The following is a 15,140-nucleotide window of genomic DNA, read 5'->3' as shown; positions in this document are numbered from 1 at the left end:
GCGGATGCCGCCGCTCGCGACCCGCGCCCGCGCCCACTTCCGCAGGCCGCACCCGAACCGGCGGGCGCGGCCTGCCGAAACCGGCGCGCCCGTGAACCGCAACGGGCAACAACGGGCACCGGATGCTTCCACCCCGACCCCCAGCATCCGCCCGGCCCGGACACCCTGGCAGCCACTCCCGCCAGTCCACCCCACGACCGCGCCGGTATGCGCAAGCCGCACCCGAAACGGCGGGCGCGGCCTGCCGAAACCGGCGCGGACGCGCACACGAACCGGCGCGGCCTGCCGGAACCGGCGCGGACGCGCACACGAACCGGCGCGGCTTGCCGAAACCGGCGCGGCAGCGCGGCAGCGGCCGGGCTCAGTGGGTCGAGAGGGTGGACCAGCGCAGCAGGGCGGCGGCCCCGCTCCCGCCGGGCAGCTCCCCCGGCGACACCACGACCACGCGGGCGTCGGTGAGCAACGCGGCACGGACGAGCGCGTCTGCGGCAGGCACGGCTCCGAGAACGGCCGCGCCCAGGGCATCCGCTTCGGTCGACGCCACCCAGGGCTCGCGGTCGAGCGCGAGCAGGGTCGCCTCGGGCAGCGCTCCCGCAGCCAGCAGAAGCACCTCGACCTGGCCCTGCTGCAGCTCGCGCACCACGGCGGCGAAGTCGGCCTCGGCGAGACCGTCGTCGCGCCCGGTGTCGAGGCGTTCGAGGGCGTCGTACTCGTCCTGGGCGAGGATCGCGGCAAGGTGCCGGTCGAGGTCGGCTTCGAGTTCATCGGTCGTTGCGCCGCCGGGGCGGGTGTTCGTCGGCACCACGGCGAGGATGTCCCTGCTCGCGGGGGCGAGCTGGGCGACCAACAGCTGCCGCGCGCGCACGTCCCCGGTGAGCATCAGCAACTCCGCACCGCTCGTGCGCACCATCTCGTCGATCGCGTCGGCGATCTGGCCCTCGTTGCGCTTCCAGATCTCCTCGGTGTCGCGCTGGTACCGCGAGTTGGAGAGGAATCCCCCCTGCACCTTGGTGATGTACTCGGTGTCGCCCTCGATCTCCTCCTCGGCGACCGCGCCGGTTCGGCTGAGCCGGAACTGCCGGATCTCTCCGCCGTCGCGCCCGACCTCGGCGATGATGTAGGTCAGGTCGCGCGGCCTCTGCGTGAGCAGCGGCAGCAGGTGAGGCACCGGCCCGTGCGCGACGATCAGCTCGCCGAGCGGTTCGCCGGGCAGCAACTCGTCGAGTTCGACGAGGCCGTTCCGCACCACGAGCAGCCGGCTCACCTTGCCCGGCCTGCCGGGTGGCTCCTCGATCCGGTCGATCACGGCGTCGGCATCGGCATCGGGCGCGCCTGCATCCGCGAGCGCCTCGCGCACGGAGCGATGACGCAGGCTCGAGGTGCGTCTCGGGTCCTCACGATCCTGCGTGACGTCGACATAGACGGTGGATGCGTCACCGGGCCGGCGGTAGAGCTCCGCGAGGCCCTCGTTTCCAAAGTCAGCCATTGACTCAGGTCCCTTCTTCGCTACCCGGGCTCCCCCGACCTTGCGGGACCCCTATCCACCCAAGCTAAACCCGCTCCCGGGCGCCCACAAGCCGCCCAGCGTCCGCTCGCGAACGCGGGTGAATCGTCGTTATGGCACGCTCATACCGACGATTCACTCGCTTTCGCGGACTGGGTACGGGGTTAGACGGGGCTTTGCTGGTGCAGGGCTACGCACCAGCCGCCGTTCTGGAACACGTACGTCGTCGCTGCGCTCGACTCCGTGGTTTCGTCGCCGCGGCGGGTGACGAGCCGGTAGACGAGGATGCCCGCGCGGTCGTTGATCCGGATCACGGCGGGGTCGTGCAGCTCGTAGCCGTCGAGCTGCGGGAGAGCCTCGAAGAACGCGGCGACCGCGTCCCGGGCGACCACGTTTCCCGGGAGCACGAGCAGGGCATCGCGCGTCATCGTGCGCCAGTAGTAGTCCCCGGCGCGGCGGGCAAGGATCGCGTCCCAGCCCTCGCGCTCTTCGTGCAGCAGGCGGGCGGGCAGATCGTCAGTGATCGCAGTCATACTGCAACGCTAGCCCCTATTCGGCATGCTGGGCGCGGCGTCGGCGACTCGTGAACAGGAGCGCGGCGCCGAGCAGGAGCGCGAGGAGGGCGAGCAGGGCGAGGAGCTCGACCGGGAGGTCGATTCCGGTGTGCGCGAGCGCCTTCAGAACGGTCGCGGTGTCGCTCGCCTGGGCCGCGGGGGCGGCCGGATCGCCATAGAGGCTGTGCGCGGTGACCGTGTTGACCACGGTCGGGAACGCGGCGGCCAGCACGGACACCGTGATCGTGACCGTGCGGGTCGCCCCGACCGGGAGTGCCCCGGCGAAGGTGCACGTGACCAGCGACGCGTCGGAGCCGGGCGTGCCCGCGTCGGTGGCGGCGGCCGTGGCGGCGCAGCTCACGTCGTCGCCGTGGCTGCCGACGTAGCTGAGCCCGGCCGGGAGCGCGTCGACCGCGGTGAACCCGCCCGGGTCCGTGGTGGCGCCGGTGTTCGTCACGGAGACGAGATAGTCGAGGTTCGACCCGATCACGGCCTGCCCGAGGTGGTGCTTGCTGACCGAGAGGCTGACGAGCGGGGCGACGTCGAGCGGGTCGGTCGACGTGTTATCGGTCGGGTCGGGGTCCGCGGTCACGGCCGAGACCACGGCGACGTTCGCAACGGACGGGAACGCCCGCACGTCGACGAGCACGTTCAGGACGAGGGCGGGCGCGTGCGTACCCGGGGCAAGGGGCGTCGACAGCGTGCACGAGACATCCGTTGCGCCGAGGCGGGCGGATGCCGCGGCGGAGCACGACCAGGCGGAATCGCTCCCGGCGGCGTCGATGAAGGTCAGCCCGGCGGGGAGGGTGTCGACCGCGTGCACGCCGACGGCGCTCGAGGGGCCGGCGTTGGACACGGCGAGCGTGAACGGGGTCGCGCCGCCGATCGCGCCCGTGCCGGTGTGGGTCTTGACGATGGACAGGTTCGCGCTCCGGGCGAAGACGATCTGCACCGGGCTCGGGTTGTTCGCGAGGGTGGTTTCGGTCGTCGGCGTCGCGACGACCCCGGGGTTGTCGAGGGTGACGGCGCCGAGGGCGGGGTCGGTGCCGACGGTAATCGAGAGCGCAGCGGCGGTCCCGCCGGCGACGAGGCCGGCTGCCGTGCCGGCCCCCACGTCACCGAGCGTGCACGTGACGGTCTGCGCGGTGTTCGCGGGGATGCTCGCGGCAGGCACCGCCGTGCACGTCCAGCCTGCGGTGTTCGACCGGAACCGGAGACCGACGGGGAGGACGTCGGTCACCGTGATCGGGCCGACCGCGTCCGAGCGGCCGAGGTTGCGCAGCGCGAAGTCGAAGACGACATCCGCCCCGGCGAGGGGTGCTGCGGTCGCGATCGACTGCACGAGCTCGAGGTCTGCGACGGCGACGACCGTGACGGGCACGCTGTCGGTGTCGGTGTGCGACGAGGAACGGCTGTCGGTCCAGCCGACGGTCGCCGAGTTGACCGCCCGGGTGCCGTCCGGCACCGCAGAGGCGACGGCTGCCGTGACGGAGATGACGGAGTCCGTCACGCCGAGAGTGGCGCGGGTGCAGCTCGCGCTCACGAGGCTGCAGGCCCAGCCGGCGCCACTGATCGCGGTCGCGGTGAAGCCCGCGGGCAGGGAGTCGGAGACCGTGAGCGCGTCCGCGGTTGAGGGCCCCGCGTTGGTGACGGTGAGGTCGTAGCTGATGCTGTCCCCGGCGACGACGGTGCCTGCGGCGGGGGTGATCGTCTTGACGATCGTGACGTCAGCGAGGTCGGTGACGTCCGTCGGGTCGCTCGCGGTGTTGGGGTGCAGGTTCGGCGCGGGTTCGTCGAGGACACCGGTCACGTCTGCCGTGTTGGTGAAGACGGCGGGCCCGGCGTCCGCGGGGATTCCCACACTGACCGTGATACCGGCCGAGGTCGCGCCGACGGGCAGGATGCCGGTGCTCGTGCAGCTGAGCTCCGCTCCGGCGGGCGGTGCGCAGGTCCAGGCGGCACCGCCGTCGGCGCCCAGGGCGACGAGCCCGGCGGGGACGTGGTCGGTGACGATAGTGCCGGCCGGGGCGTCGGAGGGCCCGAAGTCGGTCACCGTGAGGGAATAGTCCAGGTCAGTTCCCGCGGTGACCGGGCCGGAGCGGTGGGTCTTAAGGATGCCGAGGTCGGCCTTGCCGGTGAGCGCGGTGTTGGTGTCGTCGGTCGCATCCGGTGCGTTGTCGGCCGTCACGGTCGCCGTGTTGACAACGGTTCCGGTGAGGCTGCCCGGCACGTGCACGATCACGTCGACGGTCTGGGTGGCCCCGGAGCCGGGGAGCAGGGTTCCGGTAAGGGCGCAGCCGATGGTCGACGGGAGGGTGCCGGTTTCGGAGCAGGTCCAGGCGCCGGGGGTGCCAGACCCGAGGCGCACGAAGGTCAGTCCATTCGGGAGCGGGTCGACGACGCGCACCGTGCGGGCGTCGGCGAGTCCGGTGTTCGTGACCGAAAAACGATAGGTCGCATCCGTTCCGGGAACGAGCTCGGCATCCCTCAGCGTCTTCGCGATCGAGAGCGTCGTCGCGCTATCGACCGGCTGGGTCGCGGCCGAAACGTTGTTCGCCGGGTTGGGGTCCGGCGTCGTCCCGCTGACGGCTGCCGTGTTGGTGAGGCTGCCGGTGAAGCCGGAGTCGATGGTGGCCGTCACAGTGAGGCGCGAGGTGGCGGAACGGGCGAGGTCGCCGGCGAAGACACAGCTCACCGGAGTGACGCCGGTGTCGCAGGTCCAGCCGGCGCCGGTCACGGAGACCTGCGACACGTGGCCGGGCAGGGTCTCGGTCACGGTGATCGGGCCGGCCGATGTCGACGGGCCGGCGTTGGTGACGTCGATGGTCCAGGTCGCGGTGTCTCCGGCGGCGAAGGAGCCGCTCACGAGCTTGGTGACCCCGAGGTCGGCGCTCGTGGTGACGGGCGCCGTCGCGGTTCCGGTGTTGTTGCCGGGCTGGGGGTCGAAGGTGCGGGCGGCGACGATGGCCGAGTTGGCGAGGTTCACGCCGGCCGGCACTCCCGGCGCCACGGCGACGGCGACCGAGATGGCCGGGAAGCTCGCGTTCGCCGCGAGCGTCTCGTTCGCCAGGAGACGCTCACAGGTGAAGACTCCCGAGGCCGCATCGGGCACCGTGCAGCTCCAGCCCGCCCCGGAGGCGCCGGTCACGACGATTCCGGCCGGAAGCGGCTGCGCGGGGGTGTCGGTGACGACGAAGTTGTGGCCGGCGACTGCTCCGACGGCCGGATCGGTCCCGGCGTTGCTCACAGTGAGGGTGAACGCGCCGGGGGTGGTCGTGCCGGCGAGAAGGGCACCGCCGGCGGTCTTGCTGAGCCGCACGTCCGCCGAATCGAGGTGCGCGGTCGCTGTCACGGGGGCCTCGGCATAGGGTGCCGGGCCGGCGTGACCGGTGGCGCCGGTCGCATCCGTCACCACTGCGCTCAGGGTGTTGGTGTGCGGGATGCCGGCGCCGGCTCCCGGGGTGACGGTCGCGGCTCCGGTGGGCTGGGCGGCGAAGCGGATGTCGATGGTCGTTCCGGGGGCGACCGCGGTGAGCGCGGCCCACGCCAGGGTCTGCACGCCGCCGACCGTCGTGAGGACCGGGTCGGCGAGGGCTGCGGACGGGCCTCCGCCGATCGAGACGGTCCCGGAGCCGGGCACGTAGACCCAGTTGACCGGGAGGGTGTCGGTGGGGAGCACGGTCGCCGCGGTGCCGGTGCCCGTGTTCACGAGGGTGAGGGTCCAGCCGAACGGTGTGCCGACGTAGGCCAGCGTGCCGTTCGTCGCCGAGGTGGCGAGGGTCACGTGCGGGAAGCGCGGCGTGACAGGGACGGTCGCTGTCGGCGGGTTGACCGTGTAGACGCGGCCGCCGCTCGCGAGGGAGGCGTAGCTCGGGATGCTCGCGGTCGCCGTGATGGCGCCGGTGCCGAGCGTCGGCGAGGGCGCGAGGCGGGCGTCGAAGGTGCGTGAGACGGAGGCGTTCTTCGCGATGGTCGGGATCGTCCAGGTCACGGTGTTCCCGGAGAGCACGCCTCCGGCGGAGATGTTCGTGACGCTCGCGGGGTCGATGCCGGCGGGGAGGGTGTCGACGATGGTCACGGCGAAGGCGTCCGCGGTCGTGCTCGCGTTCGCGTTGGTCGCGATGACGGTGTAGGTGAAGGCCTGGCCGGGTTCGGGGGTCGGGTTGGAGACGGTCGTGGAGACACCGAGCAGGGGTTCGAGCACGGTGATGGCCGCCGACCCGATGGGTCCGGTGCGGTCGAAGGCGGAGGCGGCGTTGGCCGGGGCGGCCTTGGCCAGGTCGTTCCAGCGCGGGACGGCCGTGTTGGTGAGGATGACTCCCGCGGTGTTCGCGGCCGTCGTCGTCACGGTGCCGGCGACGTTCACGGTGACGGTGCGGTCCTGGGGCGCGGAGAGCACGGTGCCGAGTGACCAGCCGACCTTCTGGCCGGAGGACGCGAGTGTGAAGGCGGGGCGGTTGGGCAGGTCGGCGGAGCAGTCGGTGCCCGAGGCCGTGCGGCAGGAGATCGTCGCGGTCGAGGCCACCACGCTCACACCGGCGGGCAGGGTGTCGATGACGGCCGCGTTGTAGAAGTTGACGTTCTTCGGCAGGGTGACCGTGATCGTGTAGCCGACGGCGCCGCCGACGGGTACGGCGTTGGGGACGGCGGTTTTGACGGTCGTCGCGCCATCGACGGTGACGACCGCGGTCGCGGTCGCGGTCACGACCCGTTCGACGGCCGCGGTGTTGGCACCGGTGCTGAGTGTCGAGCCGGTGACCGTGGCGGTTCCGCTGTACGTGACGAGGCCGGCGGCGGTCGGGGCGACCTGGGCGGTGTATGTCAGCACGACGGCGGCCGGGCCGGCGATCGCCCCCGTGCCGCCGAGCACCCAGCCGAGGCGGGTCGTGCCGACCGCGCACCCGTTGGCCGCGACGCCGGTGCCGGGCGCACTCGAGGTCACGGTTCCGACCGGCGCGGTACTGCTGCCGAAGCCCTGCAGGGTGAGTCCGGCGGGCAGGCAGTCGACGACGACCGAGTCGTAGGCTGCGGGGCTCGTCGCCGGGTTTCCGGCCGTGAGGGTGACGGTGATGATGTCGTTCCCCTGGGCGATCGGCTTGTCGACGATCTTGGCGAGGGTGGGCGCCGGGGTGACGACGGCGATGGTCTTGCTCGCGGTGCGCGGGGTCACGGCGACGCCGCCGAGGGTGACCGTGCTCGCGAAGGTCGCGGTGTTGGTGAGGTTTCCGGAGGCGAGGTTCACGCCGACGAGCACACCGGGCAGGGTCACCGTGAAGACCTGGTCTGCGACGCTCGTGTTGTCGTAGGTCGCCGGGAAGGTGAGGGTGCCCGTCGCGGGGTTGAAGCCGCCGCCGGCCGGGACGGTTGAGACGGTCGCGAGGGTGCCGGCGGGGATGGTGAGGCCGGTCGGCAGTTTGTCGGAGAGCACGCCGTTGAACACGGTCGTTCCGGCCGGAACGGTGGCCGAGAAGGTGTAGTCGACGAGTTCGCCGGCGACGGCCTGGGCGGCGGTGTTGCCGTTCTCGACGATGCGGGAGATGCCCGCCTTGGCGATGCCGGCATTGGCGAGGTAGACCTGTGCGGTCGCGTTCGCGGGGACGGCGTTGCCGTCGGCATCGTGCGCGGGGTTGAGCGAGCCCTTCGGGAAGTAGGGAGTGTCGGTGCCCGTGGTGTTCGGCGAGGTGAAGGAGACGACGGATGCCGCGTTCGCGAACACCGTGGACACGCTGACCCCGGCGGGAACGGTCAGGGTGTAGCCGAGCCGGGTCGCGGCCGCTCCGGGGGTGAGCGGGCCGCCGAGGGTCCAGACGATCACGCTGCGGCCCGTGGGCGCGGCGTTGGTGGCCGGGTACCCGGCATCCGCCGGATTGAGGCAGCTGCCGGCGGGCGTGATTGCAGCGACGGCCCAGCTGGTGCAGTCGTAGCCGGCGGGCAGGGCGTCCCAGACCTGAACGGCGCCGACGGGGACGTTGGTGCCGGCCGCGGCGGTTCCGGTGTTCTTCGCGTCGATGGCGAAGGTGACGACGTCGCCCTCCTTGACCTTCACTGAGGTGTTCGGTGCGGCGGGGGTTGCGCTGCCGACCTTCGTCACGATCTTTGCGAGCGAGAGGGTCGGGGCGGGGGCGATGGCGTAGTCGACCTGGTCGCGGAGCGCGAGCACGGTGCCGGTCGTCGATTCCTGGCGGTACTTCATCAGGTTTGCGGTGATATCGACGGCGGCGGTCGCCGAGGTGCCTGTCACGAGGGCGCTCACGAAGAGGGTGAGGGTGGCGCCCTTGGCGACGTAGAGGTCGGTCGAGCCGGTGCTGTCGGCGGTGCCGAGATTCCAGGCCGCCGGCAGGGTGCCCGCGGGGCTGGAGGCCTGGGTGCCGGTGGCGGGGGTCACGGCGACGGTGCTGCCGGTCGCGGGGGCGAAGCCCGCGAAGACGCTGCCGACCGGGGTGAAGTCGGTGATGCGGGCGTTGCGGGTGCGCGTGGAGGTCGAGAAGGCGACGGTGAGCTGGAAGCAGACCGTGTCGCCAAGGTGGTAGGTGGGCACCTGGGTGTCGGTGTAGTTCGGGGCGTTCGCGGCCGCAGCGCAGTCGACGGCGGTCCCGCCGGTCGCCGGGCGGGTGAGCACCTTTTTGCTGATGGTCGGTGCCGACGACGCGAGGCCGGCGGAGGAGTCGTCGGTGACCGGAGTGCTGCCGAGGCCGGCGGTCACGTCGGTCGTGGTGCCGGTGATGCCGACGGTGTTGAGGAAGCTGTCGCCGGCGACGGTCGGGCCGTTCTGGGAGTCGCCGAGGTAGCTCGAGGACATGAAGGCGTCGTAGCCGATCGTGCGGCTCGTGTTGACCGGGAGGTTTGTCGGGTTCGGTACCAGCACGACAGTGAAGCTGCCGTCGGCGTTGGCGACGACGCTCGTGACGGTGGCGCCGGTGACGGCGCCGCCCGTCGCACAGCCGGCCGGGACGAGTCCGGCGCGGGGCCCGGTGATCACGACGGAGGTGGGCACCATCGGGCACAGGCCGTTGGGCACTGTGTCTGTGATCGTCATCGCGGTGTCGGTCGTGTACTCGCCGGAGCGCACCAGCAGGCTGAACCGGGCGGTGCCGTCGGCGACGAAGGTCGCCGAGCTGACGGTCTTCACGATCGAGAGGTCCATGGCCTTCACGGTGACGGAGTCGCTCGCAGTCGCGGCGGCATCCGCCGGGGTCAGCACCGGGCCGGTGTATGTCCCTGAGGCGATCGCGGTGTTGGTGAGGCCCTGGCCAGCGGCGGCCGGCGCCTCCTGCCGGGTGGATGCCCCGGTGTTGTTGTCGAGATCCGCCGCCTGCAGGCGCGAGGCCGGGTCGGGGGTGGCACCGGCCCACATGGTGTTCTCGTGCAGCGGGACCGCAGCGGCGTATGTCACGGTGCGGGTGGACCCGGCCGCGAGGGTGCCGAGGTCCCAGGTGACCTTCGTGAAGACCTGGCCGGCGAATCCGGTGCGGTCGTTGACCGTTTCGACGCGGGTCGGGCTGAGGCAGTTCGTCCCGCCGGTCGCCGAGCCCAGGCGCCCGGAACCGGGGTATTCCTCGGTTCCCGGCGCGCTGTTGTCGACGGTGCCGCAGCCGAGGAATTCGAGGCCGGCCGGGAGGTAGTCCACGAGACTGACGCCCGTTGTCGCGGCAACGGTGGTGTTACGGGTGTCGATCCGGTACACCGTTGCCTGATCCTGGGCGCCGCGCATGAGCTCGTGTTCCGGGCTCGGTTCGGTCTTCGTCACAGTCAGGGCCGACACCTTCGTGGCGGACGGTGTGACGGCATCCGTGATCGCGAAGCTGCCGGCCACGACGACACCGGTCGCCGGCGTGAACTTCGCGAGGAGCCGCGGGTCGGTCTGGCCGTAGACGGCCGCGGCGCCCGGCACGAGGGCGCCGACCGGGAAGGCGGTGGGAGCCGGGGTGATCGTGAAGCTGAAGCCTGTGGCGCTGTCGTGCACGAGGTCGGCGATGTTCGACCACACGAGCACCTGGTGGGTGATCGCGGGCGGGCCGACGGTGTCGGTGATCGTCGTGATGGTGGGGTCCGGCAGGCTCGGGACGGTGCTGCTCGCCGAGCTTCCGGCGACGTAGGTCGCACCGGCCGGCAGCTGGTAGCGGAATGCGAGGTTGTAGTAGTCGGTGCTCGCGCCGGCCGGGGCGGTCGCGGTGAGCGTGACGCTGTCGTTCTCACCCGCGAGGATGCCGGGGGTCGCCGTGGCCGTCAGCGTCACGACGCCCGCCGCGCTCGCCGGTGCGACGACGGCGCCGACGGTGAGGCCGACCCCGACGAGCAGGGCCGCAAGCACACCGGCCGTGAGCCGGATGTGCGCCCTGGCCGGGGCGAGGAAACCGTTGTCGAAGAGGATCTGACGCTTTTTGTGGCGCGGCACGATGGCATGGCTGAAAAGCGGCATGGCGGGTACTCCAGGGTAAGCAAAACGAGCAGCGCTGTGTCGGCGTACGCGGGGCATTTCGGGTGCCCGGGTACGCTATAAAGCGACCTTGTCCAGTACGTTTCCTAGACGCTACCGGCTGCGTCTCCGGCCGGTCCATCCCCTGGACGACCCCAGTGCGGGGCGGAGCCCTCCCCAGAACGGGGCGGCGCCTGCTCCGGGACCGCCGACGCGAACCGGCTACTTGAAGCGGTGCTGCAGCACCCAGTCGTGCATCGCGACGGCGGCGGCGGCCGAGGCGTTGATCGAGCGCGTCGACCCGAACTGGCTGATCTCGAGCACCGCGTCCGCCGCGGCGATCGCCTCATCGGACAGCCCGGGGCCCTCCTGGCCGAACAGGAGCACGCAGCGTTCCGGGATCGCGAAGGTTTCGATCAGCACGCTGCCGGGAACGTTGTCGATCGCGATGATCGGCAGGTTCTCGTTCGCCGCCCAGAGGACGAACGTGGCGACATCCGCGTGGTGCAACACGTGCTGGTACCGGTCGGTGACCATGGCCCCGCGCTTGTTCCAGCGCTTGCGACCGATGATGTGCACCGTGTCCGCGCCGAAGGCGTTGGCGCTGCGCACGATCGAGCCGATGTTCATGTCGTGTTGCCAGTTCTCGATCGCGACATGGAACGGGTGCCGCTTCTCGTCGAGGTCCGCGACGATCGCGGCCATCGACCAGTACCGGTACCGGTCGATCACGTTGCGGGTGTCGCCGTGCTCGAGGAGTTCGGGGTCGTAGAACGACTCTTCGGGCAGCTCCCCCTGCCACGGCCCGACGCCGTTCGTCGACAACTCGACAGTCGGGGCGGCGGGGGGAAGCGCTGGTTCAGTCACCCATCCACCGTATCCCGCGCCCGCGCACTCTCGCGGACAGGGACGGGCGGACGGACGAGGCGGGACGGGCGGGGCGCGGGTATGATTTCGGTATGCCTAAAACTGCTGGGGGCACCGTCGCGGATGCTGCACGCCTGCCCACGGCGCCCACCCGGCTGATCATGCTGCTGGGCCCGGCCCTCGTGGCCGGGGTCGCCTACCTGGACCCGGGCAACGTCGCGAGCAACATGACCGCGGGCGCCCGGTTCGGCTACCTGCTGGTCTGGGTGGTGCTCTCGGGCAACCTGATGGCGTGGCTGATCCAGTATCTCTCCGCGAAGCTCGGGATCGTGACCGGGCAGAGCCTCCCGGAGGTCCTCGGGACCCGGTTCCGGCATCCGTTTCTGCGACGGCTCTACTGGCTGCAGGCCGAACTCGTCGCGATGGCGACCGACCTCGCGGAGATCATCGGCGGCGCGGTCGCGCTCTACCTGCTGTTCGGGCTGCCGCTGCTGCTCGGTGGCGTGATCACGGGCACGGTCTCGATGCTCGTGTTGACCGCACAGGCCCGGCGCGGGGCGAAGAGCTTCGAACAGGTGATCGTCGCGATGCTGTGCGTGATCACGATCGGGTTCACCGCCGGGGTGTTCTTCGCCCCGCCGGACCCCGCGAGCGTGCTCGCCGGCCTCGTGCCGCGGTTCGAGGGCAGCAACTCGGTGCTGCTCGCGGCGTCGATCCTCGGTGCGACGATCATGCCGCACGCGATCTATGCGCACTCCGCTCTCGCCCGCGACCGTTTTCCGGGTGTCCACGACCAGCCGACCACGCGCCGCCTGCTCTGGGGCACCCGCTGGGACGTCACCCTCGCGATGGTGCTCGCCGGCACGGTCAATGTGGCCCTCCTCGTCCTGGCCGCGTCCGCACTGCAGGGCGTCCCGGGCACGGACTCGCTGCCCGGCGCGTACAACGCGCTCCGGACGAGCCTCGGGCCGATCGTCGCGACCGTGTTCGCGGTTGGTCTCCTCGCCTCCGGGCTCGCCTCGACTTCCGTCGGCGCGTATGCCGGCGCTGAGATCATGCACGGGCTGCTGCACCTGCGGCTGCCCCTCCTGGTGCGCAGGATCGTCACGCTCATTCCGGCGCTCATCATCCTCGCGATCGGGCTCGACCCGACGGAGGCCCTCGTGCTCAGCCAGGTCGTGCTCTCCTTCGGGATCCCGTTCGCGCTGGTCCCGCTCGTCTGGCTCACGTCACGGCGCGAACTCCTCGGCGAGTACACGAACCGCTGGTTCACGACCCTCGCCGGGTGCGTCGCCGCGCTCCTGCTCATCACCCTCAACGTCGTGCTCCTCGTGCTGATCACGATCGGCGCCTGAGTCCCCCGCCATGAAGCACAACGGGCTGAGCACTCCAGCGTCCGAGGACTACCTCAAGACCATCTATGCCCACACCGAATGGCAGCCAGAGCGCATCACGCCCTCGGTCCTCGCAGCCCGGCTCGGGGTGGCGCCCTCCTCGGTCACCGAGATGGTGAAGAAACTCGCCGCCGCCGGCCTCATCACGCATGTGCCGTACGGGCCGCTCGCCCTCACCCCTGTCGGTGCGCTGCGCGCGAGCGCGGTCGTGCGGCGGCACCGACTGATCGAGACCTGGCTCGTGCGGGAGATGGGATACGACTGGGACGAGGTGCACGTTGAGGCAGAGGTCCTCGAACACGCCCTCTCCGATCGGCTGATGGACGCGATCGACGAACGCCTCGGCCGGCCGGTCGTCGACCCGCACGGCGACGCGATCCCCTCGGCGGACGGCACTGTCGTAGCGCGCGCCGGGATCACGGTCGACCGGGCCGACCCCGGCCTGGTCAGCGTCGTGCTGCGGGTGAGCGATCGGGATCCCGTGGTGCTCCGCGGCCTCGCTCGCGACGGCATCGTACCGGGAACAGAACTCGAGGTGCGGGAACCGGGGCTGGTGCGGCTGCCTGGCGGAGACATCCGTCCCCTCTCTGACGCAGAGGCGATGTCGATCTGGCTCACCCTGCCTCCCGTGGTTGAGTGAACCATCGACCGCTACTCTGGAAGGGAACCCGAGGAGCGCCGAATGACACGCCGTGACGAGATCGAATGCTGGCTCACCGACATGGACGGGGTGCTGGTCCACGAGAACAGCCCGCTGCCCGGGGCCGCCGAGCTTCTTCAACAGTGGAGCGACGCGGGGACGCCGTTCCTCGTGCTCACCAACAACTCCATTTTCACGCCCCGCGACCTGAGCGCCCGGCTGCGCGCTTCCGGGCTCAACGTGCCCGAGGAGCGCATCTGGACCTCGGCTCTCGCGACCGCCGATTTCCTGAAAAGCCAGATGCCCGGCGGAACGGCCTTCGTGATCGGCGAGGTCGGCCTCACGACGGCACTGCACGAGGCAGGCTTCATCATGACGGAGACCAACCCCGACTACGTCGTCGTGGGTGAGACCCGCAACTACTCGTTCGAGGCCATCACGAAGGCCATCCGCCTGTTGCTTGCCGGGGCGCGGTTCATCGCGACGAACCCGGATGCGACGGGACCGAGCGCGGACGGCCCGATGCCCGCGACGGGTGCCATCGCCGCCCTCATCTCCAAGGCGACCGGCATGGAGCCCTACGTCGTCGGCAAGCCGAACCCGATGATGTTCCGCTCGGCGATGAACAAGATCGGCGCACACTCGGAGAACACGGCGATGATCGGCGACCGGATGGACACCGACATCGTCGCGGGCATCGAGGCGGGCCTGTACACGCTGCTCGTGATGACCGGGATCAGTGACGAGGCCGAGGTCAGCCGTTACCCGTTCCGCCCGGACGAGATCATCTCCGGTGTCGACAAGCTCGTCTCCCTGGAACCCGTCGAGTCCGACGAGATCTAAGCCCGCCCTGCGTAACTGTTGCCGCACCGGACAACTGTTGCCGGCATACGGGCCGCAGTTGTCCGTTCCGGCCACAGTCGGCCGGAGTTTACCGGTCAGGCGGTGGGGCCGGGACCGGCCAGGCTCCCGGTGATGCCGTCGCCGGAAGACCGGCTCACGAAGCAGAAGTACTGGTGCGGGCCGTCCGCCCACTGCGCGGCCGTGATCGGGTAGCTGCCCTGCACCTGCACGTCGGGGTACGCGGCCGCGGCCGCGAGGTCGATCACGCCGGGAGCGCTGCAGAGCAGGTTGATCTGCGCCGCGAGCGCCGCTTCACCGGGGAACGGCGTCGTCGCATCCCCGGGGAACAGGCCGCGATAGACGAGCTGCGCCTGGTGCGGGGCTGCGCAGTCGGCGACCGTGAAGGTCTCCTCCCACGGCGAGACGTACGGCTGCAGGCATTCGCCGCCGAAGAGGGTCTGCCAGGCGTGCACGCCGGCCGGCTGCGCGGCGGTGGGTGCCGGGGTCGGTGTCGGAGTCGGCGTGGGCGTCGGGGTCGGAGTCGGGGTCTCCGAGGCTGAGGCGGCGACGGTCGACGCCGGGGAGCCCACGAGGCGCTGCCCGAGCATGAAGAGCCCGAAGAGAACCACGACGACAAGCAGGCCGATCGAGGTCCAGATCAGGGGTTTCGGCAGACCGCTGTGCTCGGCGGATGCCCCGCCCTTGCCAGGCCCAGTGCCGTCGCTCCCTGAACCGCCTGCACCCGACCCGCCGACACCGGAACCGTTCGTACCGGATCCAGGCGTGGTCCCGGAACCGCTGGTACCTGGCGTGCCCGTGCCTGAGGCACCGTCTGCCGGACCGCCGACCCCCTGTGAGCGACGCGAAAAGAAACCAGCGCCGGGGCCTGCCGGGGTCGACGCATCCGCGACGCCGGCAGGCC

General features: G+C 71.1%; 7 protein-coding genes and 1 pseudogene. 3 read left to right on the top strand and 5 right to left on the bottom strand.

All coding sequences use genetic code 11. The features are described from left to right. Window positions 1–361 precede the first annotated feature (361 nt). The 4 genes from QN350_RS16505 to QN350_RS16490 all read right to left on the bottom strand — a co-directional run bounded on the left by QN350_RS16505 (window position 362) and on the right by QN350_RS16490 (window position 11,341). A complete protein-coding gene (locus QN350_RS16505; protein ID WP_322138650.1) occupies window positions 362–1,486 on the bottom strand; it encodes a Vms1/Ankzf1 family peptidyl-tRNA hydrolase in 1,125 nt (374 codons plus the stop codon). A gap of 182 nt (window positions 1,487–1,668) precedes the next feature. Further along, the gene (locus QN350_RS16500; RefSeq protein ID WP_322138649.1) at window positions 1,669–2,037 is read right to left on the bottom strand and encodes a DUF4440 domain-containing protein; all 369 of its coding nucleotides are present in this window, start codon (window positions 2,035–2,037) and stop codon (window positions 1,669–1,671) included. Window positions 2,038–2,053: 16 nt separating this feature from the next. Beyond that, window positions 2,054–10,477, bottom strand: coding sequence for a hypothetical protein (locus QN350_RS16495; protein ID WP_322138648.1), 8,424 nt, complete (start codon window positions 10,475–10,477; stop codon window positions 2,054–2,056). A gap of 219 nt (window positions 10,478–10,696) precedes the next feature. After that, window positions 10,697–11,341: a TrmH family RNA methyltransferase gene (locus QN350_RS16490; protein ID WP_322138647.1), complete on the bottom strand. Its 645-nt coding sequence runs from the start codon at window positions 11,339–11,341 to the stop codon at window positions 10,697–10,699. Between the two features lie 92 nt (window positions 11,342–11,433). Here QN350_RS16490 and QN350_RS16485 point away from each other — a divergent pair, with 92 nt between their 5' ends. The 3 genes from QN350_RS16485 to QN350_RS16475 are packed head-to-tail and all read left to right on the top strand — an operon-like array spanning window position 11,434 to window position 14,218. Then, entirely contained in the window at window positions 11,434–12,696 is a 1,263-nt protein-coding gene (locus QN350_RS16485) for an Nramp family divalent metal transporter (protein WP_281533713.1), read from the top strand. 10 nt (window positions 12,697–12,706) lie between these two features. Beyond that, window positions 12,707–13,375: a metal-dependent transcriptional regulator gene (locus tag QN350_RS16480; RefSeq protein ID WP_323503498.1), complete on the top strand. Its 669-nt coding sequence runs from the start codon at window positions 12,707–12,709 to the stop codon at window positions 13,373–13,375. A gap of 42 nt (window positions 13,376–13,417) precedes the next feature. Continuing rightward, window positions 13,418–14,218 carry an HAD-IIA family hydrolase gene (locus tag QN350_RS16475; RefSeq protein WP_134446205.1) on the top strand — a complete coding sequence of 267 codons (801 nt, stop codon included), beginning with the start codon at window positions 13,418–13,420 and terminating at the stop codon, window positions 14,216–14,218. Window positions 14,219–14,313: 95 nt separating this feature from the next. Here the strand turns inward: QN350_RS16475 and QN350_RS16470 are convergent. After that, a pseudogene (locus tag QN350_RS16470) lies at window positions 14,314–15,140 on the bottom strand (hypothetical protein); the annotation flags it as partial.

Origin of the sequence: Cryobacterium sp. 10I5 (assembly GCF_035019865.1) — a bacterium.
In the GTDB taxonomy this organism is placed as follows: Bacteria; Actinomycetota; Actinomycetes; order Actinomycetales; family Microbacteriaceae; genus Cryobacterium; species Cryobacterium breve_A.
The sequence above is the reverse complement of the archived record's forward strand: the minus strand, read 5'-3'. Positions and strand labels throughout refer to the sequence as shown.